The organism is Amycolatopsis albidoflavus, from assembly GCF_039525725.1.
Lineage (GTDB): Bacteria > Actinomycetota > Actinomycetes > Mycobacteriales > Pseudonocardiaceae > Amycolatopsis > Amycolatopsis albidoflava.
In genome coordinates, this window is the sequence record NZ_BAAAHV010000007.1 from 143,148 (window position 1) to 166,560 (window position 23,413).

Genomic DNA, 23,413 nt, shown 5'->3' on the forward strand with positions numbered 1-23,413 from the left:
CACAGAGTATTGGCGCGGCCGGGCGCTCCGGTTCAGACTCACGGGTCAGCCGGGAGAAAGGGCAGCGCATGAGCGGGATCGACGCCGAGGTCTTCGGCGGCCGGATGCCGTCCGGAGCAGGGGATTTCGCGATCGAGACGCACGGAATCACCCCGATCCCGGCGGAGAACCGGTTCGGAAGGCCGTGGCGGCTCGCGGGCGTGTGGTTCGCGCCGAACCTCACCATGACCGCCGTGTTCACCGGCACCCTCGGCGCGACGCTCGGGCTCGGTTTCACCACCGGGTTCGTCATCGCGCTGATCGGCACCGTGGTCGGTTCGCTGCCGGTCGCGTGGCTGTCCACCTGGGGTCCGCGCACCGGAACCGGCCAGTTGCCGCTCGCGCGGCTCCCGTTCGGCCGCGGCGTCGTGCTGCCCGGCCTGGTGCAATGGCTCGGCTCGATCGCGTGGGACGCGCTGGTCGGGCTGTTCGGCGGCGAGGCGCTGGCGCAGCTCACCGGGCTGCCGTTCTGGGCCGCGGTGCTCGTGGTGCTGGTGCTGCAGTGCACGCTCGGAGTATTCGGTTACGCGGTGATCCACCGGGTCCAAGCTGTGATGAGCGTGGTGCTGGTTGTCGCATTTGTCGCGCTCGCCGTAAAGGTGGTGCTTGACCACCCGATTACGTTTGCCGATTCCGCGACCGGCGGCGATTTCGCCGGTGCCGTCGTGCTGTTTTCCACTATTACGCTCAGCCTCGCTATTTCGTGGGCTCCTTATGCGTCGGATTTCAGCCGCTACCTGCCTGCTTCGACGCGCCCGAGCGGCGTCTTCTGGTTCACGCTGCTCGGCCTGACCGCCTCGTACGCGCTCGGCGAGGGCATCGGTCTCGCGCTCGGCACTGCGCTGGGCGACCAGACCGCCGCGGGGGTCTCGACGCTGCTCGGCGGCGGCGTGCTGGGTGCGGTGGCGTTGCTGGTGATCGCGCTGGCGGCGGTGTCGTCCAACGCGATGAACGACTACAGCGGATCGCTCGCGCTGCAGACCGTCGGCGTGCGGGTGCGCCGGCCGGTGTCGGCGGTGGTCGTGACGGTGCTGGCGTTCGCGTTGATTCTCTGGATGCACACCGGGGATCTGGCGGCGAAATTCCAGAACGTGCTGCTGGTGGTGAGTTACTGGATCCCGCCGTTCCTCGGTGTCGTCGTGCCGGATTGGCTGCGGCGCAAACGTGGCGGGCGCGAGATCGATGTGCTCGCTGAGCTGCGGCGTCCGGTCCGCAGCTGGGCCGCACTCGTGGCGTTCGTGGTGGGCTTCGCGGCGGCGGTGCCGTTCATGAACACGACTGTCTACACCGGACCGGTCGCCGCCGCGCTGCACGGTGCGGATCTGGCCTACTACGCCGGGTTCGTGGTTTCGCTCGTGGCGTACACGCTGCTGCGCGGCCGCCGACCGGTTGACCTCCAGTAAGGTAGAGGTCGCACGCTGGCAGGTGCCTACTTCTGGAGGAACCCATGCCAGTAGCTGTAGTCACCGGAGCGTCCGCCGGTCTTGGCCGGGCGCTCGCCGCGGCTCTCGTCCGTCGCGAATGGACAGTGCTGGGCACCGGACGCGACCAGGGGACGCTGCGCGCCGCCGCGGCGGACCTCGGGTTCACCCCGGTGCCCGGCGACGTCACCGACCCCGAGCATCGCGCCCGGCTCGCCGAAGCCGCCGGACCCCGGCTCGACCTGCTCGTCAACAACGCCAGCACGCTCGGCGTCAGCCCGCTGCCGCCGCTGGCCGAGTATCCGCCGGACGAGCTGGAAACTGTCTTCCGCACCAACGTTTTCGCGCCGCTCGCGCTCGCTCGCCTGCTGTTGCCCGCGCTCACCGCGGCCAAGGGAGTGCTGGTGAACATCAGCTCCGACGCCGCCGTGGAGCCGTATGCGGGCTGGGGCGGCTACGGCTCCGCGAAAGCCGCGCTGGACCACGTGAGCGCGGTGCTGGGCGTGGAAAATCCGGACATCGCGGTGTATGCCGTCGATCCCGGGGACCTGCGCACGGCCATGCACCAGGCCGCTTTCCCCGGCGAGGACATTTCAGACCGGCCGCTGCCGGAGACCGCGGTACCGGCTTTCCTGCGGCTGCTGGAGGAACGTCCGCCGAGCGGCCGGTTCCGGGCAGCGGATCTGCAGGTGCGGTCGTGAACGCGCCGCGCACCCGGTTCGACCTGGCCGAGGACCGCAGCGCGTCCGCTCCGCCGGAAGCGCGCGGGCTGGCCCGGGACGAGGTGCGGCTGCTCGCGGCCAGTCCGGAGGGCGTACAGCACGCCACTTTCCGTGATCTGGCAGCGTTTTTGAATCCCGGCGATCTGCTGGTGGTCAACACGTCTGGCACGTTGCCCGCCGCCGTCGACGCGGTGCGGGATGAACGCGTCATCACCGTCCACTTCTCCACCGAACTCGACGACGGCACCTGGGTCGTCGAGCTTCGCGCACCCGGCGGTCCGCTCCTGGACGGCCGCGTGGGGGAGCGGCTCAGCCTGCCAGCCGGGGCTGTTGTCACGCTGCGCGAGCCGCACGTCGCCGGTGCGCAACGGTTGTGGCGCGCGAAGATCGACGTGGAAGGCGAGGTCGCGTGGTATCTCGCGAAGGTCGGCCGGCCGATTCGCTACGGCTATGTCCCGCGCGCGTGGCCGTTGCCGAACTACCAGACCGTGTTCGCGCTCGATCCGGGTTCGGCTGAGATGCCGAGCGCGGCCCGGCCGTTCACTCCGGAGCTGGTGACTCAACTGGTCTCGAGGGGAGTGCTGTTCGCGCCGATCTTGTTACACACTGGCGTCTCCTCTCCGGAAGCCGGAGAACCGCCGTACGGCGAGCGATTTCGCGTTCCGGCGACCACTGCCGCGTTGGTCAATTGGGTGCGTGACCAGGGTGGACGCGTTATCGCAGTAGGGACAACGGCGGTCCGCGCGCTCGAATCGGCCACGAATCCCGGCGGACTCGTCACCGCGGCGGCAGGCTGGACCGAACTCGTGCTCGGTCCCGATCGGCCGGCCCGCGCCGTCGACGGTTTGATCACCGGACTGCACACGCCTGAGACGTCTCACCTGCTGCTTCTCGAGGCGGTCGTGGGTCCGGAGCTGGTGCAGCGGGCTTACGACGCGGCAGTGCGGCGGGACTATCTGTGGCACGAGTTCGGTGACGTCTCGCTTCTGACAAGCAGGTGAGGCCCGGGCCTGTCAAGTAATCCCACACAATTTCCCGGGATGCGGATGCCTATGCAGTCTCGCGGGTGAACGTGTCATTCTCGCCCCGTTCCGCTGACCGCGAAAGGGCCATTTGTGCGTACATTTCCGCGAACCCGATTGCTTGCTTCCGCACTCGCCGCGCTGACGGTGCTCGGGGCGCTCGCCGGGTGTTCCCGCGCGGACCGCACCGAGGCCGCGACCAACCAGGGTGCCGCCGGGGAGGTGCGCGTCGGCTTCTTCCCGAACGTGACGCACACGCCGGCGTTGATCGGGGTCAAGAAGAACTTCTTCGCGCAGAACCTCGGCGGCACGAAACTCACGACACAGACGTTCAACGCCGGTCCGTCCGAAGTGAACGCGCTGCTCGGCGGTTCGCTCGACGTCGCGTTCATCGGCTCCGGGCCGGCGATCAACGCCTTCACCAAGTCCAAGGGCGCGATCCAGCTCGTGTCCGGCGCGGTCACCGGCGGCGCGCAGCTGGTGGTGAAGCCCGGGATCACGTCGGTCGACCAGCTCAAGGGCAAGACGATCGCGACGCCGCAGCTGGCCAACACCCAGGACGTCGCGCTCAAGAAGTTCCTCGCCGAGAAGCACCTGACCGGCCAGGTCAACGTGACCAACCTGGACAACCCGAAGACGTTCGACGCCTTCAAAAAGGGCGAGGTCGACGGCGGCTGGCTGCCTGAGCCGTGGTCGTCGCGGCTGGTCGCCGACGCGGGCGCGAAGGTGCTGGTCGACGAAAAGTCGCTGTGGCCCGAAGGCCGCTTCCCGACCACGGTCGCGATAGTGCGCAGCGAGTTCCTCAAGCAGCACCCGGACACCGTGCGCGCGCTGCTGAAGGGCGAGCTGCACGCGATCGACTGGGCGAAGAAGAACCCGGCCGAGGCGAAGACCGTCGTCAACGGAGCGCTCAAGGAGCTGTCCGGCAGCTCTCTCAGCCCGGCCGTGCTCGACCGCGCGTTTTCGAACATCGAGCTGACCACCGACCCGGTGCCCGCGCAGTTCCCGCAGCTGGCCAAGGACTCGGTGACCGCGGGCGTGGTCGACAAGGTGGTGGACCTGAAGGGGTTCGCCGACTTCGGCCCGCTCAACGACGTCCTCAAGGCACAGCAGCTGCCCGCCGTCAACGCGCCCGAACTGGCCAAGTGACGTCCCGACCGGAAGGCGATCCGCGATGACCTCCACCCTGGCCCGACCAGTGACCGCCGCCGTGCACCTCGACCGCGTGGGCAAGGTGTTCGGCTCCGGCGGCGGCGCGGTGACCGCGCTCGACGGGGTCGACCTCACCGTCGAGCCGGGCGAGTTCGTCTGCCTGCTCGGCGCTTCCGGCTGTGGCAAGAGCACGCTGCTGAACCTCGTCGCCGGTCTCGACCAGCCGTCCGCCGGCGAGATCACTCTCACCACTTCGCGGCCCGCGGTGATGTTCCAGGAGGCCGCGCTGATGCCGTGGCTGACCGCGTCCCGGAACGTGGAACTGCCGCTGCGGCTCGCCGGATTCGGCCGATCCGAGCGTCGCGAAAAGGCAGCTGAGCTGCTGGACCTGGTGCGGTTGAGCGACGCCGCGCGCAAGCGTCCGCACGAGCTGTCCGGCGGGATGCGGCAGCGGGTCGCGCTGGCCCGCGCGCTGGCCGCGACCCACCGCGTGGGCGGTGACGACGGCAATGCGTTGCTGCTCATGGATGAACCGTTCGCGGCGCTCGACGCGATCACCCGCGACGTGCTGCAGAGCGAGCTCCTGCGGGTGTGGCGCAGCACCGGTACCTCGGTGCTGTTCGTGACGCACGACGTCCGCGAGGCTGTCCGGCTTGGACAGCGAGTGGTGCTGCTGTCGTCGCGTCCGGGCCGGGTGGTCCGCGAGTGGCACGACGTCCCGTCCGCGGACGCTGAACTGCTGGCCGACGAGATCACGGCCGATCTGCGAAAGGTGATCAGCACCCATGCCCCGTCCTGACCAGGCGGCCCCCGACCTAGACGAAGCCGTCGGCGCCGGCCTGGACCGGCTCGACACCCCCACCGGCGCGCGGCCGGCGTCGCTGCGCCGCCGGTTCGTCCGCGGGTTCCTGCCGCCGCTCGGCGCGCTCGTGCTGCTGGTGGTGATCTGGCAGATCCTGTGGGCCGCCGCGTTCTGGCCGGAGACGACGCTGCCCGCGCCGCTGGACGTCTGGGCCGAGTTCGTGAGCACGATCAACGACGGTTCGGTGTTCGGCTTCATCTGGACTTCCGTGCACCGCGCCGCTTTGGGCTTCGCCGCCGGCGTCGTGATCGGGACGCCGCTGGGCATCCTGGTGGCGAAGGTCCGCGTGGTGCGCGCCGCGATCGGGCCGCTGCTGAGCGGGTTGCAGAGCCTGCCGTCGGTGGCCTGGGTGCCCGCCGCGGTGATCTGGTTCGGCATCAACGACGCGGCGATCTACTTCGTCGTGCTGCTCGGCTCTGTCCCGTCGATCGCGAACGGCCTCGTGTCCGGCATCGACCAGATCCCGCCGATCCTGCCGCGCGTCGGCAAGGTGATGGGCGCCGGCCGCTTCGCCGCGGCCCGGCACATCCTGCTGCCCGCCGCGCTGCCCGGGTTTCTCGCCGGGCTCAAGCAGGGCTGGGCGTTCTCGTGGCGTTCGCTGATGGCGGCGGAACTGATCGCGCGCTCGCCGAGCCTCGGCGTCGGGCTGGGGACGTATTTGAACGACGGGTCCTCGTACAACTCGATGCCCAAGGTGATCGCGGCGATTTTCCTGATTTTGTTCGTCGGGGTGGCGATCGAGCTGATCGTGTTCCGCCCGCTGGAGCGGTCGGTGCTGCGGGCACGGGGCCTGACGACGTCACTCTGAGTACCTGCCCGCGCGACGCTCGGACTTGCCAGACAGAATGCACGACCATGACGTCCGGGCTTTTCGCGATCGCTTCCGTGCTGGTGTTCGTCGTGCGGTTCGCGCGCGAGCCGAGGCGGGTCGGCAACGCGGTGTGGTTCCTGGTCGCGCTGTTTTTCACCGGGTTGTGGCTGCTGTCGTTCTTCAACCACGTCGAATGGGCGCAGATCGCGATCATCGCGGTGGTGGTGATCATCGGCGGGCTCGGCGCGCTGGCGCTGCCGTGGGCGCTGATCGCGAACGGCGTCGTGATGCTGCGACGCGAAGGACGGCGGCTCGCCAACCTGCTCTCGCTGCTCGCCGGGCTCGGTCTGCTCGCGGTGTTCGCGCTCGCGGTGAGTTCGCTGGTCTTCGACGATCAGCCGTTGCTGCGCGTGGCCGCGATGGCGGTGCTGTTCGTGACCGGCTATCTGGCGTTCCTGTTCACGGCGCTGTTGCTGTACTCGATTCTCTACAGCCGGGTCACCCGACGCGCTCGCGCTGGCGCAGTGGTTGTTCTCGGTTCGGGGCTTCAGGGCGATCGGGTGCCGCCGCTGCTGGCCAGCAGGCTCGACCGCGCGGTGCAGGTGCAGCAGCGATCGCCGGGTGCGTTGCTGGTGGTGTCCGGCGGTCAGGGTGCGGACGAACTGACGTCGGAAGCGGATGCGATGGCACGGTATCTCATCGATGCTGGGGTTCCGGCGGAGCAGATCGTCCTTGAGGACCGGGCGACGACCACTAACGAGAACCTGCGGTTCAGCGTCGCTTTGCTTGAGCAGCGCGGGTTTTCCGGCCCGATTCTGGCCGTGACGAACAACTACCACGTGTTCCGCACAGCGGTGCTGGCGCGGCAATTGGGGTTGCGGCTCAACGTGATCGGGGCGAAGACGGCGTCGTACTTCGTGCCCAGCGCGTTCTTGCGGGAATTCGTGGCGTTGCTGCTGGAGTACCGGAAGACGAACGCGGCCGCGTTGCTGTTTTTGGGTGTGGGGCCGTTTTTGCTGTTCTTGTCCGCGCAGTGAGCCGGTTTGGCGTTAGGCGGCCGACTCGCTGAGGCCCGCCAGCACGGTCCGGTACTCCGATTGGACGGCATTGAGGACGCGCCCCGCGGCGGCGACGTCGTCGGGGTCGAGGTTCTCCCAGATCGATCCCGTCAGACTGGTGATGACCTGCGTGACCCGTGCGATCAAGGACTGCCCCTCGCCGGTGAGCTGATCGCCGGCGACGAGCCCGCGGGCCGCGAGCCGCGCCACGAGGTCGTCCGCGTCTTCGAAGTGCGCCTGAGCACGCACAAATGCCGCCAACGGCACGGCGCTGGTGTCGGCAGCGAGCCGAAGGGCGACCCATTCACTGGTCGACAGGTCGTGCTCGCGCAGGATCCTGGTCAAAACGGCGTCGAGCGTCTTCTCGGTCTGGCCGATCAGCCGCGGTCCGAGGGAGAGCATGGGCGATACCTCCATGTCGTTGGTGTCACCAACAATATCAGGTTGTTGGCGACACCAACAAATCCGGTAGGCTGCCAGTGTGCTGAAGCGACTTCACGGCCGGGCGACCTGGTTGGTCAACCTGGCGCAGAGCCGGAGCCATACCTTGCTGTCCGAGGCCTTCGCGGAGGCGGGCTCGCGGCCGTACCACTACCGGATCCTGGCCGCGTTGGAGCAGGCAGGCCCGCTCAGCCAGGCAGAGGCGGGCCGGCTTTCGGGCATTGACCGCAGCGACGTCACCGTTGCGCTCGAAGCGCTCGACCAGGCCGGATTCACCGAGCGCCAGCCTCATCCCTCGGACGGGCGCAAGAAGCTCGTTCGGCTGACGGCCTCCGGCCGACGAGAACTTGCCAGGCTCGACACCGTTCTCGAGGACGTCCAGACCCGCTTTCTCGCACCCCTCAACGCTTCTGAACGCCAGCAATTCTTCACCCTGGTCCGCAAGATTGCTGACGAGGGCGCTCCGGAGTAGCGACAGCGGGATGGCGTTCGCGGGAGCGACTATCCGGCTGGCCGTGGTCGGCTGGCTCGCCCGGGGGCGACTAGCAGAAAGACGCGTTCCAGTGGAAATGCGTCGGTGCCTGGTTCGCCGACGAGGAAGCGGACTGATTTCCTCGCACAGAAAAGCGGGCCGGAGATCGAACAAACCGATCCCCGACCCGCCCAGTGCGAAACTCAGGACTCCGACTGACGCCGCCCGCTCGAGCCGTTTCGGCGGTTTCGGGGCGGCTGGCCCGATCCGCGACGGTCGGCGCCGGCAGCGCGACGGCCAGCGCCCTCCGCGCCTCGGCGACCGGCGCCCGTGCCGCGGCGTTGGTCTTCCCGGCGGGCTTGGCCCGCTTGCCGGTCCGAACCAGCCGAAGACCCGGCCCGAGCGGCGCGCGGCTCTGTGCCCTGACGAGGTCCGCCGCGGCCGCCGCCGGAGCGGCGGGGTTGCGAACCGGTGCGGGCGCCGAGGCCGCCTCGGTTTTCCGAAGGCGCGCCGCGGCGGCGGCCGGTACCCGGTGCGGCACCGGAAGCGGTCACCGTCTTGGGACGGTTGTCCACCACCGGGCGGCGCGGCGAAGCGGTGAACGAGCGGTCGCCGGGGGCCAGCTCGGCCAGCAGCGGGTGCGAAGGCGAGATCCGCGTGGTGGTCGGCGAGATGCCCGCCTTCCGGGTGAGCGCGCGGACGTCCGAGACCTGCTCGTCGGTCATCAGCGTGACCACGGTGCCGGACGCGCCAGCGCGGGCGGTGCGGCCGGAGCGGTGCAGGTAGGCCTTGTGCTCGACCGGCGGGTCGGCGTGGATGACCAGCGTGACGTCGTCCACGTGGATGCCCCGGGCGGCGATGTCCGTGGCCACCAGGGTTTTCGCGGTGCCGGAAGAGAACGCCTCCAGGTTGCGCGTGCGCGCGTTCTGGCCGAGGTTGCCGTGCAGTTCGACGGCCGGGACGCCGCTCGCGACCAGTTTGCGGGTGAGGGCCTTCGCGCGGTGCTTCGTGCGGGTGAAGACCAGGGTGCGGCCCGGAGCCGCGGTGAGGTCGACCAGGACCGGCAGGCGGTGGGTTTCCTCGAGGTGCAGCACGTGGTGCGTCATGGTCGAGACCGGGGACTGCGCCGAGTCGACGCTGTGCAGCATCGGGTCGTTCATGAAGCGCTTCGCGAGCACGTCGATGCCGTTGTCGAGCGTCGCCGAGAACAGCAGGCGCTGGCCGCGCTCGGGGGTCGCCGCCATGATGCGGCGGACCTCGGGCAGGAAGCCGAGGTCGGCCATGTGGTCGGCCTCGTCGAGGACGGTGATCTCGATCTTGTCCAGCTTCGCTTCGCCGGAGCGCATGTGGTCGGCGAGCCGGCCGGGGCAGGCGACGACGATGTCGACGCCGTCGCGCAGGCGGGTGATCTGCGGGTTCGCGCTCACGCCGCCGAAAATCGTGGTGGCCTTGAGGCCGAGCGGGCGCGCCAGCGGCACGATCGCGGCCTCGATCTGGGTGGCCAGTTCGCGCGTCGGGGCGAGGATCAGCGCCCGCGGCCGGCCGGGACGCCGCCGCGTCGGGCCCGCGGCCAGGCGGGCCAGCACGGGCAGCACGAAGCCGTAGGTCTTGCCGGAGCCGGTGCGGCCGCGGCCGAGGACGTCGCGGCCCGCGAGCGTGTGCGGGAGCGTGGCGGCCTGGATCGGGAAGGGCTCGGTGACGCCCTGCGCGGCGAGCGCGTCGACCAGAGTCTTGGGCAGGCCGAGTTCAGTGAAAGTCGTCATGGTTGGTGCGGACGCGAAAGCGTCCCGTATCTCCGTACGTAGCGCGGTTGTCCTGCCCGGCGCGGCCTCGGGTGGCTGCGGCGCGTGGTCGTCGACAACAGTGAAACGCGGTCCGAGGCAGAACTGAGCGGACCGCACCGTTCACTATACCGTCCCAAGATCCAGCGGGCTACGTGATATCGCCCGCAGGCCGCCACGCGCGAACCGACGAAGCGGGCGCGCGATGTTCGTTCGTTTCCACCATCGGCGGCGCGCCGGCGGGTGCGAGGCTGGCCGCATGAGCGCAGACGAACTCCGGGGACTGCTGGGCGAATGGGCGCGGGAAGCGGGAGTTCCCGGCGTCTCCGCCGGGATTTTCCACGAGGGCGAGGAAACCTTGCTCGCCGCGGGAGTGTCCAGTGTGGACACCGGAACTCCGGTGGACGACGACACCCTGTTCATGATCGGCTCCACCAGCAAGACGTTCGCCGCGGCCGCGGTGCTCGTGCTGGTCGAGGACGGCGTACTCGAATTGGACCAGCCGGTGGTCGAGTACCTCCCGGAGCTGCGGCTGGCCGATCCGCTCGCGACCAAGACCGTGACGCTGCGCCACCTCCTCACGCACTCGTCCGGCTTCCTCGGCGACATCGAGGTCGACACCGGCTGGGGCGACGACGCGCTCGCCCGCGCGGTGCGGCAGTTCGACGAGTTGCCGCAGGTGTTCCCGGTCGGCGAGGTGTTCTCCTACTGCAACGCCGGGTTCCTGCTGGCCGGCCGCGTCGCGGAGGCGGTGTCCGGCGGCAGCTACGAGGACCTGGTCCGCACTCGGCTCCTGGAGCCGCTCGGCATGACGGACTCGTACTTCCAGCCCTGGGACGTGCTCACCCGGCGGCACGCGGTCGGGCACGCGCTGCGCGAGGACGGTCCGGCGGTCGCGCACACCGTCGGCCTCGTCCGGGCGGACGCTCCGGCGGGCGGTCTCTGGTCGACTGCCCGTGACCAGCTGAAATGGGCTCGATTCCAGCTGACCGGCGCAGAGATATTGAGCGACGAGACCCGCAGCCTGATGCACAACGCGCAGCGCAAGGGTGCGTTGCCGTTCGAGGAGGTCGGGCTGTCCTGGCTGCGGCTGAGCCACGGCGACGCGCAGCTGGTGCGGCACGGCGGGAACGTCAGCAACCTGCAGCTGTCCGAGTTCGTCATGGCACCGAGCGAGAACCTCGCGGTCACCGTGCTCACCAACAGCGCGGGCGGCGGCGCGCTCGGCCCGCGGATCGTCGACTGGTGCCTGGAGAACCTCGCTGACCTGCCGAAACTGGACGGTCGCCCGTCCAGGGCGATCGACCCGGGCGACTGCCCTGGACGGTATCGGACCGGCTCGCTGATCTTCGAGGTCACCGAGCGCGACGGTGCGCTCTGGGCGCAGATGATCCTCGACACCGATCAGCCGGACATCCTCTCGGCCCCGCCGTTCGAGGTCGTCTTCGTCGCCGACGACGTGCTCGCCCGCGCCTCCGACACCCGCAGGCCGAGCGCGCGTTTCCGCCGCGATGACCACGGCCGGGTGGACGCGGTGGAATTCGGCGGCCGCACCGCGCTAAAGTTACCGGGCAGTAATATCGGCTGACCTGGAGATGCGATGAGCGAAACGGCGACAGCGCTGCTGAACCCGCGCGACTACGACGCCCGGAAGTTCGACCCGGAGACCCAGCGGCTGCTGCGGGCGACGATCGACTGGTTCGAAGCGCGCGGCAAACGCCGTCTCGCGGAGGCGTATCACGACCGCGAGTTCTACGCCGACTTCCTGGAGTTCGCGGGCAAGGAAGGCCTGTTCGCCACGTTCCTCACCCCGGCCGCGGATTCGGCCGGGGACTCCGAGAAGCGCTGGGACACCAGCCGGATCGCCGCGCTGGCGGAAATCCTCGGCTTCTACGGCCTCAACTATTGGTACCCGTTCCAGGTCACCGTTCTCGGGCTCGGACCGGTGTGGCAGAGCGGAAACGCGGCCGCCCGCAAGCGCGCCGCGGAAGCGCTGGCCGAGGGCGGCGTCGGCGCGTTCGGACTGTCCGAAAAGGAACACGGCGCGGACATCTATTCGTCCGACCTCGTGCTCACCCCGGACGGCGAGGGCGGCTACCGCGCCAACGGGTCGAAGTACTACATCGGCAACGGAAACTGTGCGCGCACGGTTTCGGTGTTCGGCCGGATCGAAGGCGTCGAAGGACCCGAGCAGTACGTGTTCTTCTACGCCGATTCCGAGCACCCGAACTACCACGTCGTGAAGAACATCGTGCCGTCGCAGATGTACGTCGCGGAGTTCCGGCTCGAGGACTACCCGGTGCGCGCCGAGGACCTCCTGCACACCGGGGCCGAGGCCTTCAGCGCCGCGCTGAACACGGTCAACATCGGCAAGTTCAACCTGTGCTTCGGCGGCATCGGGATGGCGACGCATTCGCTGTACGAGGCGGTCACGCACGCGCAGAACCGGATCCTGTACGGCAACCCGGTCACCGATTTCCCGCACGTGCGCCGCGAATTCGTCGAGGCCTACGCGCGGCTGACCGGGATGAAGCTGTTCTCCGACCGCGCGATCGACTACTTCCGCTCGGCGAACCAGCAGGACCGCCGCTACCTGCTGTACAACCCGATCACCAAGATGAAGGTGACCACCGAGGCGCAGAAGGTGATCGGGCTCGTCGCGGATGTCGTGGCGGCCAAGGGTTTCGAGGCCGACACCTACCTCGCGATGGCCAAGAACGACATCGACGGCCTGCCCAAGCTGGAGGGCACGGTCGCGGTGAACCTCGCGCTGATCGCGAAGTTCATGCCCGCGTACCTGTTCGCGCCGCAGGAATACCCGGCGGTGCCGACCCGCGACGACGCCTCCGACGACGATTTCCTGTTCCGCCAAGGCCCCGCGCGCGGGCTGTCGAAGATCCGGTTCCACGACTGGAAACCGGCTTACGAGAACGCGAAGCACCTGCCGAACGTCGCCCGGTTCACCGAACAAGCCAATGTGCTGGTGCGGCTGCTTTCCGAGGCGACGCCGGATGAGGCGCAGCAGAAGGACTTGGACTTCGGCCTCGCGCTGACCGAGCTGTTCACGCTCGTTGTGTACGGGCAGCTGATCCTGGAGCAGGCTGAGCTGACCGGCGTGTCAGACGATGTGCTAGACCAGCTGTTCGCCGTGCTGGTGCAGGACTTCAGCGTCGCCGCGGTCGATCTGCACGGCAAGCCGAGTTCCACCGAGAAGCAGCAGGAGCTGGCACTGGCCGGGCTGCGGAAGCCGGTGGTGGACGACGAACGGTTCGGCCGGGTGTGGGCGATCGTGCGCGAGCTTTCCGGCGCGTACGAGATGAATCCCTGAGCCAAGACAACGAAAACGGCCTCCCGAATAGCTCGGGAGGCCGTTTTTCGTTGTGCTACTTGCCGAATCCGGCGCGCCGCAGAGCGTCCGCCATCGCGCCGCCGCCCCCGGAGTCGCGGCGGTCTCGGCCGCCACCGCCGCCGCGCTGCTGCGGCTGGTTCCGGCGTTGGCCGCCGCCACCCTGACCGCCGCCCTGGCCACGGTCCCGGCCGCCGCCACCGCCGCGGTTGTTGCCCGCGCCGGGTTCGTCGTCCAGCCGCAGCGTCAGCGAGATCCGCTTGCGCGGCACGTCGACCTCGAGCACCTTCACCTTCACGATGTCGCCCGGCTTCACGACGTCGCGCGGGTCCTTCACGAAGTTCTTCGACAGCGCCGAAACATGCGCGAGGCCGTCCTGGTGCACGCCGACGTCGATGAACGCGCCGAACGCGGCCACGTTCGTCACCACGCCCTCCAGCCGCATGCCCGGCTTGAGGTCGCCGATCTTCTCGACGCCCTCGGCGAAGGTCGCGGTCTTGAACGCCGGACGCGGGTCGCGGCCCGGCTTCTCGAGCTCGGAGAGGATGTCGGTGACCGTCGGGAGACCGAAGGTGTCGTCGACGAACTCGGCGGGCTTCAGCGCCTGCAGGGTCCGGGCGTTGCCGATCAGCTCGCGGATGCCGCTGCCGGTGCGGTCGAGGATCCGCCGCACGACCGGGTACGCCTCCGGGTGCACCGAGGACGCGTCGAGCGGGTCGTCGCCGTCGGGGATGCGGAGGAAGCCCGCGCACTGCTCGAACGCCTTCGGGCCGAGCCGCGCGACGTCCTTGAGCGCGGTCCGCGAGCGGAACGGGCCGTTGCCGTCGCGGTGCGCCACGATGTTCTCCGCGAGCGACGTCGTGATGCCCGAAACCCGGGTCAGCAGCGGGGCGGACGCGGTGTTCACGTCCACGCCGACCGCGTTCACGCAGTCCTCGACCACCGCGTCCAGCGAACGCGACAGCGACACCTCGGACAGGTCGTGCTGGTACTGGCCGACGCCGATCGACTTCGGGTCGATCTTCACCAGTTCGGCCAGCGGGTCCTGCAGCCGGCGCGCGATCGAGACCGCGCCGCGCAGCGAGACGTCCATGCCCGGCAGTTCCTGCGAAGCGAACGCCGAAGCCGAGTACACCGAAGCGCCCGCCTCGGACACGACAGCCTTGGTGAGCTTCAGCTCCGGGTGCTTCTTGATCAGCTCGACGGCCAGCTTGTCGGTCTCGCGCGAGGCGGTGCCGTTGCCGATCGAGATCAGGTCGACGTTGTGCTTCCCGGCCAGCACGGCCAGCTCCGCGATCGACTGGTCCCACTTGTTGGCGGGCTGGTGCGGGTAGATCACGTGGGTGTCGACGACCTTGCCGGTCGCGTCGACCACGGCCACCTTCACGCCGGTGCGGAAGCCCGGGTCGAGGCCCATCGTCGCGCGGGTGCCCGCCGGAGCGGCCAGCAGCAGGTCGCGCAGGTTGGCCGCGAACACGCGCACGGCGTCGTCCTCGGCCGACTGGCGCAGCCGCATCCGCAGGTCGATGCCCAGGTGCAGGAGGATCTTCGTGCGCCAGGCCCAGCGCACGGTGTCGCCGAGCCACTTGTCACCCGGGCGGTCTTGCTGGCTGATGCCGAACCGGGCGGCGATGCGCTGCTCGTACTCGGTGGGGCCGACCCGGACCGGGGCGTCCTCGGCGACCGGCTCGGAAGGCTCCATCGACAGGTCGAGGATCTCTTCCTTCTCGCCGCGGAGCATCGCGAGGATCCGGTGCGAGGGGAGCTTGGTGTAGGGCTCGGAGAAGTCGAAGTAGTCGGAGAACTTGGCCCCGTCGGTCTCCTTGCCCGCGCGGACCTTCGACGCCAGGTGGCCCTCGGTCCACATCTTCTCGCGCAGCTCGCCGATCAGGTCGGCGTCCTCGGCGAAGCGCTCGACCAGGATGGCGCGCGCGCCGTCGAGGGCGGCCTGCGCGTCCGCGACGCCCTTGTCCGCGTCGACGAACACCGCGGCGGCGGCCTGCGGGTCGGTCGTCGGGTCGTTCAGCAGGCCGTCGGCCAGCGGTTCCAGACCGGCCTCGCGGGCGATCTGCGCCTTGGTCCGCCGCTTCGGCTTGTAGGGCAGGTAGATGTCCTCCAGCCGCGACTTCGTGTCCGCGGCGAGGATCTGCGCCTCGAGCGCCTCGTCCAGCTTGCCCTGGCTCCGGATGGACTCCAGCACCGCGCCGCGGCGCTCGTCCAGCTCGCGCAGGTAGCGCAGCCGCTCCTCGAGCGTGCGCAGCTGCGCGTCGTCCAGCTCTCCGGTGACTTCCTTGCGGTACCGGGCGATGAACGGCACCGTGGACCCCTCGTCGAGGAGGGTGACGGCGGCCTTGACCTGCCCTTCGCGCACCCCCAGCTCTTCAGCGATCCGCTGCTCGACCGACTGCACGCTCAAAACCAGGCTCCTGCTTCGTCTCGGGTTGCTCCGAGCCTGCATTGTGCCGCTGCCCGCCCCGCCCGCTGCGGATGGCCCGCCGAAGCACCTCCGGAAGTTCCTTGACATCCGTATTGGTCTAGTCCATTTTGAGGTGACCTGGCTCACTGTCGTGCGGAGGTCTGCCCGTGTCCCCACACCCGTCTCCCCGGCGGCTGCCTGCCCTGGTGTCCCTGCTGGCCTCGGTCGCGCTCGCGCTCGGTGTCACGCTCGCCCTCGGCACCAGCAGCGCGTCGGCCGCGAACATCCTCGCCAATCCCGGCTTCGAGACCGGCTCGCTCTCCGGTTGGACCTGCAGCGGCACCGCGTCGGTCGTCGCGACCCAAGCGCATGACGGCAGCCACTCGCTGAGCGCAGCGCCCTCGGGCTCCGACACCGCGCAGTGCTCCCAGCAGGTCACTGTGCAGCCCAACACCGCGTACAAGCTGTCCGCGTGGGTCCAGGGCAGCTACGTCTACCTGGGCGTCTCCGGCTCCGCGGTGCAGAACACCTGGACGCCCGGCGCGACCGGCTGGCAGCAGCTCAGCCTGAGCTTCACCACCGGCTCGTCCACGAGCCTCACGGTGTACCTGCACGGCTGGTACGGCCAGCCCGCCTACCTCGCCGACGACGTGAACCTCGACGGCCCGGGCACGCCGCCCACGACGTCCACGACCCCGACCTCGCCGACGTCCACCACGCCGACGACCCCCACGTCGCCGACGACGACCACCACGACCAGCACGCCGCCGCACAACGGCGACCTGCCGAAGCACATCCTCACCGGCTACTGGCAGAACTTCGACAACGGCGCGAAGACACTGAAGCTCGCTGACGTGCCCACGACGTACAACGTCATCGCGATCGCCTTCGCCGACGCCACCACCACGCCCGGCGCGGTGAGCTTCACGCTCGACCCGGCCCTGTCGTCGAAGCTCGGCGGCTACACCGACGCGCAGTTCCGCGACGACATCAAGACCGTGCAGGCGCGCGGCCAGAAGGTGATCATCTCGGTCGGCGGCGAGAAGGGCACGATCAGCGTCGGCGACAGCTCCTCGGCGAGCAACTTCGCCAACTCGGTGAAGCAGCTGATCTCCACGTACGGCTTCGACGGCGTCGACATCGACCTGGAGAACGGCATCAACGCCACCTACATGGGCCAGGCGCTGCGCAGCATCCACGACGGCGGCGGCTCGGTGATCACCATGGCGCCGCAGACGATCGACATGCAGTCCACCCAGGGCGGCTACTTCCAGCTCGCGCTGAACGTCAAGGACATCCTCACCGTCGTCAACATGCAGTACTACAACTCGGGCGCGATGAACGGCTGCAACGGGAACGTCTACTCCCAGGGCACGGTCGACTTCCTCACCGCGCTCTCGTGCATCCAGCTGCAGGGCGGCCTGCGGGCCGACCAGGTCGCGTTCGGGCTGCCGTCCTCGGGCTCGGCGGCGGGCGGCGGGTACCAGTCGCCGTCGAACGTGGTGTCGGCGATGAACTGCATGGCCAAGGGCACCGGCTGCGCTTCGTTCAAGCCGTCGACGACGTATCCGGAGCTCCGCGGCGCGATGACCTGGTCCATCAACTGGGACGCGTCGAACGGCTACTCCTTCGCCAACACGGTCAGCGCGGGCCTGAAGAACCTGCCCTGATCGAACGCACCAGGTAGTCGGCCGGGTCGAGTGCCCTGGTCCGGCGGTCGTATTCGGTGACCAGCCCGGGCCAGTTGGTGCTCACCCGGCCGTTCTCCTGCCGGTACCAGCTTGTACAACCGCTCCAGACGCTGTGCGAGAGCCGCGCTTGCACCTCGTGGTCGTAGCGCTCCTCGACTTCGGCGCGCACCTCCAGCGACGCCACGTCCGGCCGGGCGAGGTGTTCGACGGCCTGGCGGAGGTAGCGGGCTTGCCGCTCGATCATGTAGATGATCGAGCCCGCGCCGAGGTTGGTGTTGGGGCCGTAGACGCAGAACAGGTTCGGGAATCCCGGCACCGTCATGCCGAGGTACGCCCGCGCGCCGCCGCGCCACGCCTCGGACAGCGACCGGCCGTCACGGCCGAGCACCTTCATCGGACCGAGGAATTCCGTCGCTTTGAAACCGGTGCCGTAGATCAGCACGTCTGCTTCGTGCTCCACGCCGTCCGCGGTGCGCACGCCGCGCGGGGTGATCTCCTGGATCGAGGACGTTTCGACAGAGACGTTCGGCTGCGCGAGCGCGGGCAGGTAGTCGTTGGTGAACAAGATCCGCTTGCAGCCCAACGGATAGTTGGGCTTCACGCTGCGGCGCAGAGTGCGGTCCTTGAGGTGGCGACGGCGCAGTTGAGCCGTGCGCAGTTCGAAGATCTTGGTCAGCAACGGATACCGCGTCATGCCGTAGGTCGCGTACTCGGCGAGCAGGAAGATGCGGGCGCGGCCGAACAGCTGTGTCTTCGGCAGACGGCGGAAAAGCCGCTTCTGCCAGGCTTTGTAGCGGCCGTCGTTCTTGCCCATGATGTACGGCGGCGTGCGCTGGAAGACGGTGACGTGCGCGGCCTCCTTGCGGATCTCCGGCACGAACTGGATCGCGCTCGCGCCGGTGCCGATCACCGCGATCCGCTTGCCCTCCAACGGGATTTCGTGGTTCCACTCGGCGGAGTGGAACGCCTCGCCGGCGAAGGTCTCGCGGCCGGGGATCGACGGCCAGGCCGGCCGGGAGAGCTGGCCGACAGCGGGTACGAAGACGTCCGCCTCGAAGGTTTCGCCTTGCGCGGTCTCGACCCGCCAGCGGCCGTCCTCGTAGGTCGCGGACGTGACCTCGCGGCCGTAGCGGATGTGCGGTTCGATGCCGTACTTCGCGATCACGCGCTTGAGGTAGGCGTGGATGTCCGGCTGCATCGCGTACCGCTTCGGCCAGTCCGGATTGGGCTCGAAGGAGAACGAATACAGCGGCGACGGGATGTCGCAGGCCGCGCCGGGGTAGGTGTTCTCGCGCCACACGCCGCCCGGTTCGGCCGCCCGCTCCAGGATCGTGACGTTCGGGAAACCGGCGCGCTTCAGCTCGATCGCGGCGCCGATTCCGCCGAATCCGGTGCCCACGATCAGCACTGACGGGGTGTCGTCCATAGCCCGAAGCTACGCAGGCGGCCGCCGGTCCGGAAGGGCACGAACGGCCACTCGATCGAGAATTCCGGCCAGCGGACGCGGTTACTCGCTCATCAGCCGGACCTCGTGCGTCTTGCCGGGCTCGGCCCAGGCGAGCAGCTTCCGCCCGGCGCTCTCCAACGCGGCGGTGTCGCGCTTCGAGATGCGCTCGAACGGCGTCAGCGCCATTGCCGCCGACTCGCGCGTGGTCGTGGTTTCCCAGATCCCGCGGACCCGGCCGTCGACCAGCATGGTGCCCTTGACCAGGCCGTTGATGGTGATCACGCGTTTGCGGTGCTCGTCGCTGATCATCCGCGTGCGGTCGGCGTAGGACAGCAGTGTCTGATCGAACGGACCCAGCAGCCGCGGCGGCGCGGGCGTGTCCTCGTCGGGCAGCGTGGCGTCCGGCAGGTCGTACAGCGTGCGGCCTTCGGGATCGAGGTAGGTGCGCAGGTCCATCTCCTCGATCACCTCGCCGAGCTTCGTGACACCAGCCCAGGCCTGCACGTCCGCCACCGTCGCCGGACCGAACGCGGCGAGATAGCGGCGGACCAGCTCAGCGGCGGACGGCTCGGGCGCGGCGACGCCGTCGAGCCAGTGGTCCGCGACCTGGTACGTCGGCTGCCCGGCCTTGCCCCACACGCCGCGCGGCGGGATCTGCACGAGCGGCAGGACGGCGCGGACCAGGAACATCAGCGACGCGGCCGGGGTCTCCGGATAGTGCTCGACCAGCGCTTTGCCGAGCTGGTCGCTCGAATACGGCCGCTCGCGCAGCAGTTCGCTGGTCGTCTTCGCCACGGCGTCGTGGTCGAGCTTCGACAGCGGCTCCCGGTGCTGGTTGACGGCTGTCAGGGCGCGGTCCATGACGATCTGCGTGAGCGGACGCCAGGCCAGCGCGTCGGCGGCGGAGACAAGGTGCACCGTGCCGCGCATCAACACCATCCGCACCACGCTGCGGTCGAGCAGCAGGCTCGCGAGGTCGTCCGGCTGGAAACCCGGCAGCCGGCACCACAGTGCGTAATACGGCGGGAACGGCGCTTGCGCTTGCAGCCCGGCGAGGTGCGTGACGGCGTCGAGAACCGGCATCTTGGCGGGCTTAAGGAGCAACTGCCGGTCGAGGGTCGCGCGGTTGAGGAGGCGGTGGGAAAGGTGCACGGCGGGAGCTTAACGAGCAACTCCGACAGTTTTGGCCCTCGATCGGCACGCGGGCGGCCGGTTGATCCATAATTCCGGCCATGGCCGAGCTAGCCGCACCCGCCATCCGCGACTGGGACTACCCGCGCGGCACAGCGAGTGTGCTGCTCATGCACCGCTTCGCCGAGGAGCACGGCGTCACGCTGCCTGGGGTGGCCGTCGAGGAATTGCGCGCGCCGGACCGGCAGCTCGACGCTCGGCAGGAGTTGGCCGTCGTGCGCGCGCTGCTGTCGACGGTCGGTTCGGGCGACGACGTTGCGCTCAGTCTCGGTTGCCGGTACCGCGCGACGACGTTCGGCATCTTCGGCTTCGCTTGCATCAGCAGTCCGACGATGCGCGACGCGATGGTGTTCGCCTTGCGGTATCTGGATTTGTCGTTCACCTTCTGCATTCCGCACGTCGAGCTGGACGCCGCCGGACTCCGCCTGGTGCTGGACGATTCGCGAGTGCCGGAGGACGTCGCGCGGTTCCTCGCGCTGCGCGACCTGTCCGCGATCTGCACCGTCATGCGGGATCTCTTGCCGGAGATCTCCTTGGAACGGCTGGAGTTCCGGTTCCCGTCGTCGTCCTTTGTGGATTCATATCGGACGGCCTTCGGGGTCAGCCCGATTTTCGGTGCGGCCGAGCATCAGGTCGTTCTCGATCCGGAGCTGTTGAATCTTCCGTTGCCGCAGGCCAACGAGCAGACCGTCGCGTTGTGCGCCGCGCAGTGCGACGCCCTCGTCGCCCGTCGCCGCACGCGATCGGGAGTCCCGCAGCTGGTGCGGGAACGGCTGGTGCGGCTGGGCGGCGCGGACGCCGGGATGGACGAGATCGCCCGTCAGCTCACGCTCAGCGCGCGAACCCTGCGGCGTCGGTTGACCGAGGCAGGCACCGGCTACCGTCAGCTGCTCGACGAGGTCCGTCAGACGCTCGCCGAGGAAATGCTCGACACCGGCGTGCTGTCCGTCGACGACGTCGCGCTCCGGCTGGGCTACGCCGAGGCGTCGAGCTTCATCTACGCCTTCAAACGCTGGACCGGCACCACGCCTGCTGCGTACGCCCGCCGCAACCGATAGCCGTTATGGACACATCGTTACACAATGCCGTAGGCTCACGGCATGGCTCGACCACGCACCTTCGATCGCGAGCAAGTGCTCACCGCCGCCACTGACCTGTTCTGGCGGCGGGGCTTTCACGCGACCAGTGCCGAAGAGCTTTGCCAGGCAACCGGTCTCGGCCGCAGCAGCCTGTACAACACCTTCGGCAGCAAGGGCGCACTGTTCGCGGAATGCCTCGGCCGCTATCTCGACACCACCGCGCAGGCCACCGCCGAGGTGATCGCCAAGAGTGGCGACGCCGTGGCGCGAATCGAGGCTTATCTGACGAAGGTGGTCCTCGAAGAAGCCGAACGGTCGAGCACTGGCGCGCCGAGTGGATGTCTCGCCGTGAATTCCGTTGCCGAACTGGCTGGCGACACCGAGAACGCGGAATTCCTGGAGCAGGTCGCGCGCGACACCGATGCCCGGCTGCGCCTGCTGACCGACTTGTTGCGCGCAGGTCAGGCGTCTGGCGAAGTCACCGCCGAGGTTCCCGCGGAAGGCTTGGCCGCGTATGTGAACGCCAGTGTTGCCGGGCTGCGGATCTCCGCTCAAGGCGGCGCGCCGCTGGCCCGGCTGGCCGACATCGTCCAGGCCGCCACCCGGGCACTTCGTCCGTAACACCCCCGTCCTTCCCGGTTGAACGCTGACCGGGTTTTGAACCGATCGTTACAGGAAAGGGTCTCCCATGTCCGCGCCCCAAGTGCCGTCCGCGGTCTACGTACTGGCGGCAGGCATTTTCGCCATGGTCACCAGCGAATTCGCCGTCGCCGGGCTGATGCCGCAGCTCGCCGCCGGACTCGGTGTCGACGTCGCGCAGATCGGCTACCTCATCACGGTCTTCGCCGTCGCGATGGCGGTCGGCGGCCCGGTGCTGACGCTGGTGTTGCTGCGCGTCCGGCCGAAAACCGCGCTGATGGTCATCTTCGCGGTGTTCTTGGCGGGCAACGTGCTGGCCGCGCTCGCGACCACGTATTCGGTGATGGTGGTCGCCCGCGTGATCAGCGGCGTCGCATCGCAAGCCTTCTTCGGCATCGCGATTTCCCTATGCGGGCAGCTGGTCGAAGAACGCGTGCGCGGCCGCGCGATCGGCGTCGCGATGAACGGCCTGATGCTCGGCACCCTGCTCGGGCTGCCGCTGGCGACCTTCGCGGGCGGGCATTTCGGCTGGCGGGCGGCGTTCTGGACGATCACCCTGCTGACCGTGCTCGCCGCGCTGCTGACTCAGTTCCAGGTGCGCGATTCCGGGCCGGTTCAGCAGCGAGCATCTGCGGACCTGCGCGTTTTCCGCCGTCCGAAGCTGATTCTCGCGCTCGTCTCCAGCACGCTGATCATCGGCGCGACGTTTTCCGCATTCAGCTTCTTCACCCCGATCTTGACCGAGGTCAGCGGGTTCTCGCCGGACACGGTCCCGCTGCTGTTGCTCGGCTACGGCGCGGCCACAGTCATCGGCAACAGCGTCGTCGGAAGGCTCGCCGACCGGCACACCCTGGCGACGCTCGTGGTTGGCACGCTCCTCAACGCGGTCTTCCTCGCCGGCTTCGCGCTGTTCACCGACGTGCCTGCGGCCGCGCTGGTGTTCATGCTCGCGGTCGGCCTGGCCGGCGTGACGATGAACCCCGCGATGGCGGTGCGGGTGCAGCGGGCGGGGAACACCAGTCCGCTGGTCAACACGGTGCATTCGTCGTTCATCACGCTCGGGGTCATGCTCGGCTCGTCCGTCGGAGCCAGCCTGATCGAGCCGTACGGGCTGCGCGCGCCGATCGTCCTCGGTGCCGCGATGGCCGTGGCCGCTGTCCTGACCATCCTGCCCGCGCTCCGCCGTCGAGCGGCTCAGCCGGCGCTGCCCGCTCCGGAGGTCTGCTGCGCCAGTACCGCCGGATAGGTGGTTTCCAGCAGTTGCACCAGCGATTCCACCAGGAACGCGCGCAGTTCGGCCCGCTCCAGCGTGCCGCGGACCAGCCATTCCCGGGACGCGGCGCGCAGCATTCCGCCGTACGCGCGAATCATCGCCCGCAGCTGCGGATGTCCGTTCGCGGGCAGTTGAGCGGCGGCGAGCACGCGGTCGGCGGCGATCTCGTCGGCCTCCCGCATGATCCGCTCGACCTCGGGATCGTGCGCCGCGTCGATCACCGTGAGCCAGGCGTCGCGGTTGCGTTCCACGACGTCGATCCACCGGTCGATGCCGATTTCCAGCCGCAGCCGGGGCGGGCCCTCGGGCAGCGCGTCGACGACCGGGGCGGGCACGATCGTCATCTGCCGCACCACTTCGAGGTACAGCTCGCGTTTGCCGCCGAAATAGTGGTTGATCAGCGGCCGGGCGACCCCCGCGGCCGCCGCGATGTCCGAAGTGGACACCGAGGAGTAGCTGCCCGCGCCGAAGCACCGCCGGGCCGCGGCGAGGATCTCGGCGCGGCGCTGCGCGGGGTCCAGCCGCCGCCGGGGTCCGCTGCTCACCGCGC

The 23,413-nt window shown here is 69.1% G+C and carries 20 protein-coding genes; 14 read left to right on the plus strand and 6 right to left on the minus strand.

All coding sequences use genetic code 11. The features are described 5' to 3' along the window. The first annotated feature begins 68 nt into the window (after positions 1–68). From ABD156_RS09975 to ABD156_RS10005, 7 genes are all read left to right on the plus strand, one after another. The gene (locus ABD156_RS09975; RefSeq protein WP_344269580.1) at positions 69–1,442 is read left to right on the plus strand and encodes a purine-cytosine permease family protein; all 1,374 of its coding nucleotides are present in this window, start codon (positions 69–71) and stop codon (positions 1,440–1,442) included. A 44-nt stretch (positions 1,443–1,486) separates the two neighbouring features. Beyond that, a complete protein-coding gene (locus ABD156_RS09980) occupies positions 1,487–2,161 on the plus strand; it encodes an SDR family NAD(P)-dependent oxidoreductase (protein ID WP_344269582.1) in 675 nt (224 codons plus the stop codon). Beyond that, positions 2,158–3,183, plus strand: coding sequence for an S-adenosylmethionine:tRNA ribosyltransferase-isomerase (locus ABD156_RS09985; RefSeq protein ID WP_344269584.1), 1,026 nt, complete (start codon positions 2,158–2,160; stop codon positions 3,181–3,183). Before ABD156_RS09980 ends, ABD156_RS09985 begins: the two co-directional genes overlap by 4 nt. A 114-nt stretch (positions 3,184–3,297) precedes the next feature. Beyond that, on the plus strand, positions 3,298–4,353 hold the full coding sequence (locus ABD156_RS09990) for an ABC transporter substrate-binding protein (RefSeq protein ID WP_344269586.1): 1,056 nt from the start codon (positions 3,298–3,300) through the stop codon (positions 4,351–4,353). Positions 4,354–4,378: 25 nt separating this feature from the next. Then, positions 4,379–5,155: an ABC transporter ATP-binding protein gene (locus ABD156_RS09995; RefSeq protein WP_344269589.1), complete on the plus strand. Its 777-nt coding sequence runs from the start codon at positions 4,379–4,381 to the stop codon at positions 5,153–5,155. Beyond that, complete coding sequence (locus tag ABD156_RS10000) at positions 5,142–6,026, plus strand: ABC transporter permease (protein WP_344269592.1); 885 nt, start codon at positions 5,142–5,144, stop codon at positions 6,024–6,026. Before ABD156_RS09995 ends, ABD156_RS10000 begins: the two co-directional genes overlap by 14 nt. Before the next feature lie 47 nt (positions 6,027–6,073). Then, positions 6,074–7,066: a YdcF family protein gene (locus tag ABD156_RS10005; RefSeq protein ID WP_344269595.1), complete on the plus strand. Its 993-nt coding sequence runs from the start codon at positions 6,074–6,076 to the stop codon at positions 7,064–7,066. A 12-nt stretch (positions 7,067–7,078) separates the two neighbouring features. On the opposite strand, the gene ABD156_RS10010 is transcribed toward ABD156_RS10005, so the two are convergent. Further along, positions 7,079–7,489, minus strand: a complete 411-nt coding sequence (locus ABD156_RS10010; RefSeq protein ID WP_344269598.1) for a helix-turn-helix domain-containing protein — start codon at positions 7,487–7,489, stop codon at positions 7,079–7,081. A 112-nt stretch (positions 7,490–7,601) separates the two neighbouring features. Here ABD156_RS10010 and ABD156_RS10015 point away from each other — a divergent pair, with 112 nt between their 5' ends. After that, positions 7,602–8,000 carry a MarR family winged helix-turn-helix transcriptional regulator gene (locus ABD156_RS10015; protein WP_344269601.1) on the plus strand — a complete coding sequence of 133 codons (399 nt, stop codon included), beginning with the start codon at positions 7,602–7,604 and terminating at the stop codon, positions 7,998–8,000. A gap of 203 nt (positions 8,001–8,203) precedes the next feature. Here ABD156_RS10015 and ABD156_RS10020 read toward each other — a convergent pair whose 3' ends face one another. Continuing rightward, a complete protein-coding gene (locus tag ABD156_RS10020) occupies positions 8,204–9,763 on the minus strand; it encodes a DEAD/DEAH box helicase (protein WP_344269604.1) in 1,560 nt (519 codons plus the stop codon). A 277-nt stretch (positions 9,764–10,040) separates the two neighbouring features. Between ABD156_RS10020 and ABD156_RS10025 the strand changes: the two genes are divergently transcribed. Continuing rightward, positions 10,041–11,369: a serine hydrolase domain-containing protein gene (locus ABD156_RS10025; RefSeq protein ID WP_344269607.1), complete on the plus strand. Its 1,329-nt coding sequence runs from the start codon at positions 10,041–10,043 to the stop codon at positions 11,367–11,369. A gap of 12 nt (positions 11,370–11,381) precedes the next feature. Beyond that, positions 11,382–13,109, plus strand: coding sequence for an acyl-CoA dehydrogenase family protein (locus tag ABD156_RS10030; protein WP_344269610.1), 1,728 nt, complete (start codon positions 11,382–11,384; stop codon positions 13,107–13,109). 55 nt (positions 13,110–13,164) lie between these two features. On the opposite strand, the gene ABD156_RS10035 is transcribed toward ABD156_RS10030, so the two are convergent. Beyond that, positions 13,165–15,543, minus strand: a complete 2,379-nt coding sequence (locus ABD156_RS10035; RefSeq protein ID WP_377927735.1) for a Tex family protein — start codon at positions 15,541–15,543, stop codon at positions 13,165–13,167. A 167-nt stretch (positions 15,544–15,710) separates the two neighbouring features. On the opposite strand from ABD156_RS10035, the gene ABD156_RS10040 reads away from it, so the two are divergent. After that, on the plus strand, positions 15,711–17,213 hold the full coding sequence (locus tag ABD156_RS10040) for a chitinase (RefSeq protein WP_344269616.1): 1,503 nt from the start codon (positions 15,711–15,713) through the stop codon (positions 17,211–17,213). Here ABD156_RS10040 and ABD156_RS10045 read toward each other — a convergent pair. Together ABD156_RS10045 and ABD156_RS10050 are read right to left on the minus strand one after the other, a co-directional pair. Then, positions 17,185–18,660 carry a flavin-containing monooxygenase gene (locus ABD156_RS10045; protein ID WP_344269619.1) on the minus strand — a complete coding sequence of 492 codons (1,476 nt, stop codon included), beginning with the start codon at positions 18,658–18,660 and terminating at the stop codon, positions 17,185–17,187. The genes ABD156_RS10040 and ABD156_RS10045 overlap by 29 nt on opposite strands. A gap of 81 nt (positions 18,661–18,741) precedes the next feature. Continuing rightward, entirely contained in the window at positions 18,742–19,833 is a 1,092-nt protein-coding gene (locus ABD156_RS10050) for a winged helix DNA-binding domain-containing protein (RefSeq protein ID WP_344269622.1), read from the minus strand. Positions 19,834–19,913: 80 nt separating this feature from the next. On the opposite strand from ABD156_RS10050, the gene ABD156_RS10055 reads away from it, so the two are divergent. The 3 genes from ABD156_RS10055 (at position 19,914) to ABD156_RS10065 (ending at position 22,836) form a co-directional block, all read left to right on the plus strand. Then, complete coding sequence (locus ABD156_RS10055; RefSeq protein ID WP_344269625.1) at positions 19,914–20,930, plus strand: AraC family transcriptional regulator; 1,017 nt, start codon at positions 19,914–19,916, stop codon at positions 20,928–20,930. A gap of 42 nt (positions 20,931–20,972) precedes the next feature. Further along, positions 20,973–21,572: a TetR/AcrR family transcriptional regulator gene (locus ABD156_RS10060; RefSeq protein ID WP_344269629.1), complete on the plus strand. Its 600-nt coding sequence runs from the start codon at positions 20,973–20,975 to the stop codon at positions 21,570–21,572. Between the two features lie 67 nt (positions 21,573–21,639). Further along, entirely contained in the window at positions 21,640–22,836 is a 1,197-nt protein-coding gene (locus tag ABD156_RS10065; protein ID WP_344269632.1) for an MFS transporter, read from the plus strand. Here the strand turns inward: ABD156_RS10065 and ABD156_RS10070 are convergent. Then, the gene (locus tag ABD156_RS10070; protein WP_344269799.1) at positions 22,785–23,408 is read right to left on the minus strand and encodes a TetR/AcrR family transcriptional regulator; all 624 of its coding nucleotides are present in this window, start codon (positions 23,406–23,408) and stop codon (positions 22,785–22,787) included. The genes ABD156_RS10065 and ABD156_RS10070 overlap by 52 nt on opposite strands. Between the last annotated feature and the right edge of the window lie 5 nt (positions 23,409–23,413).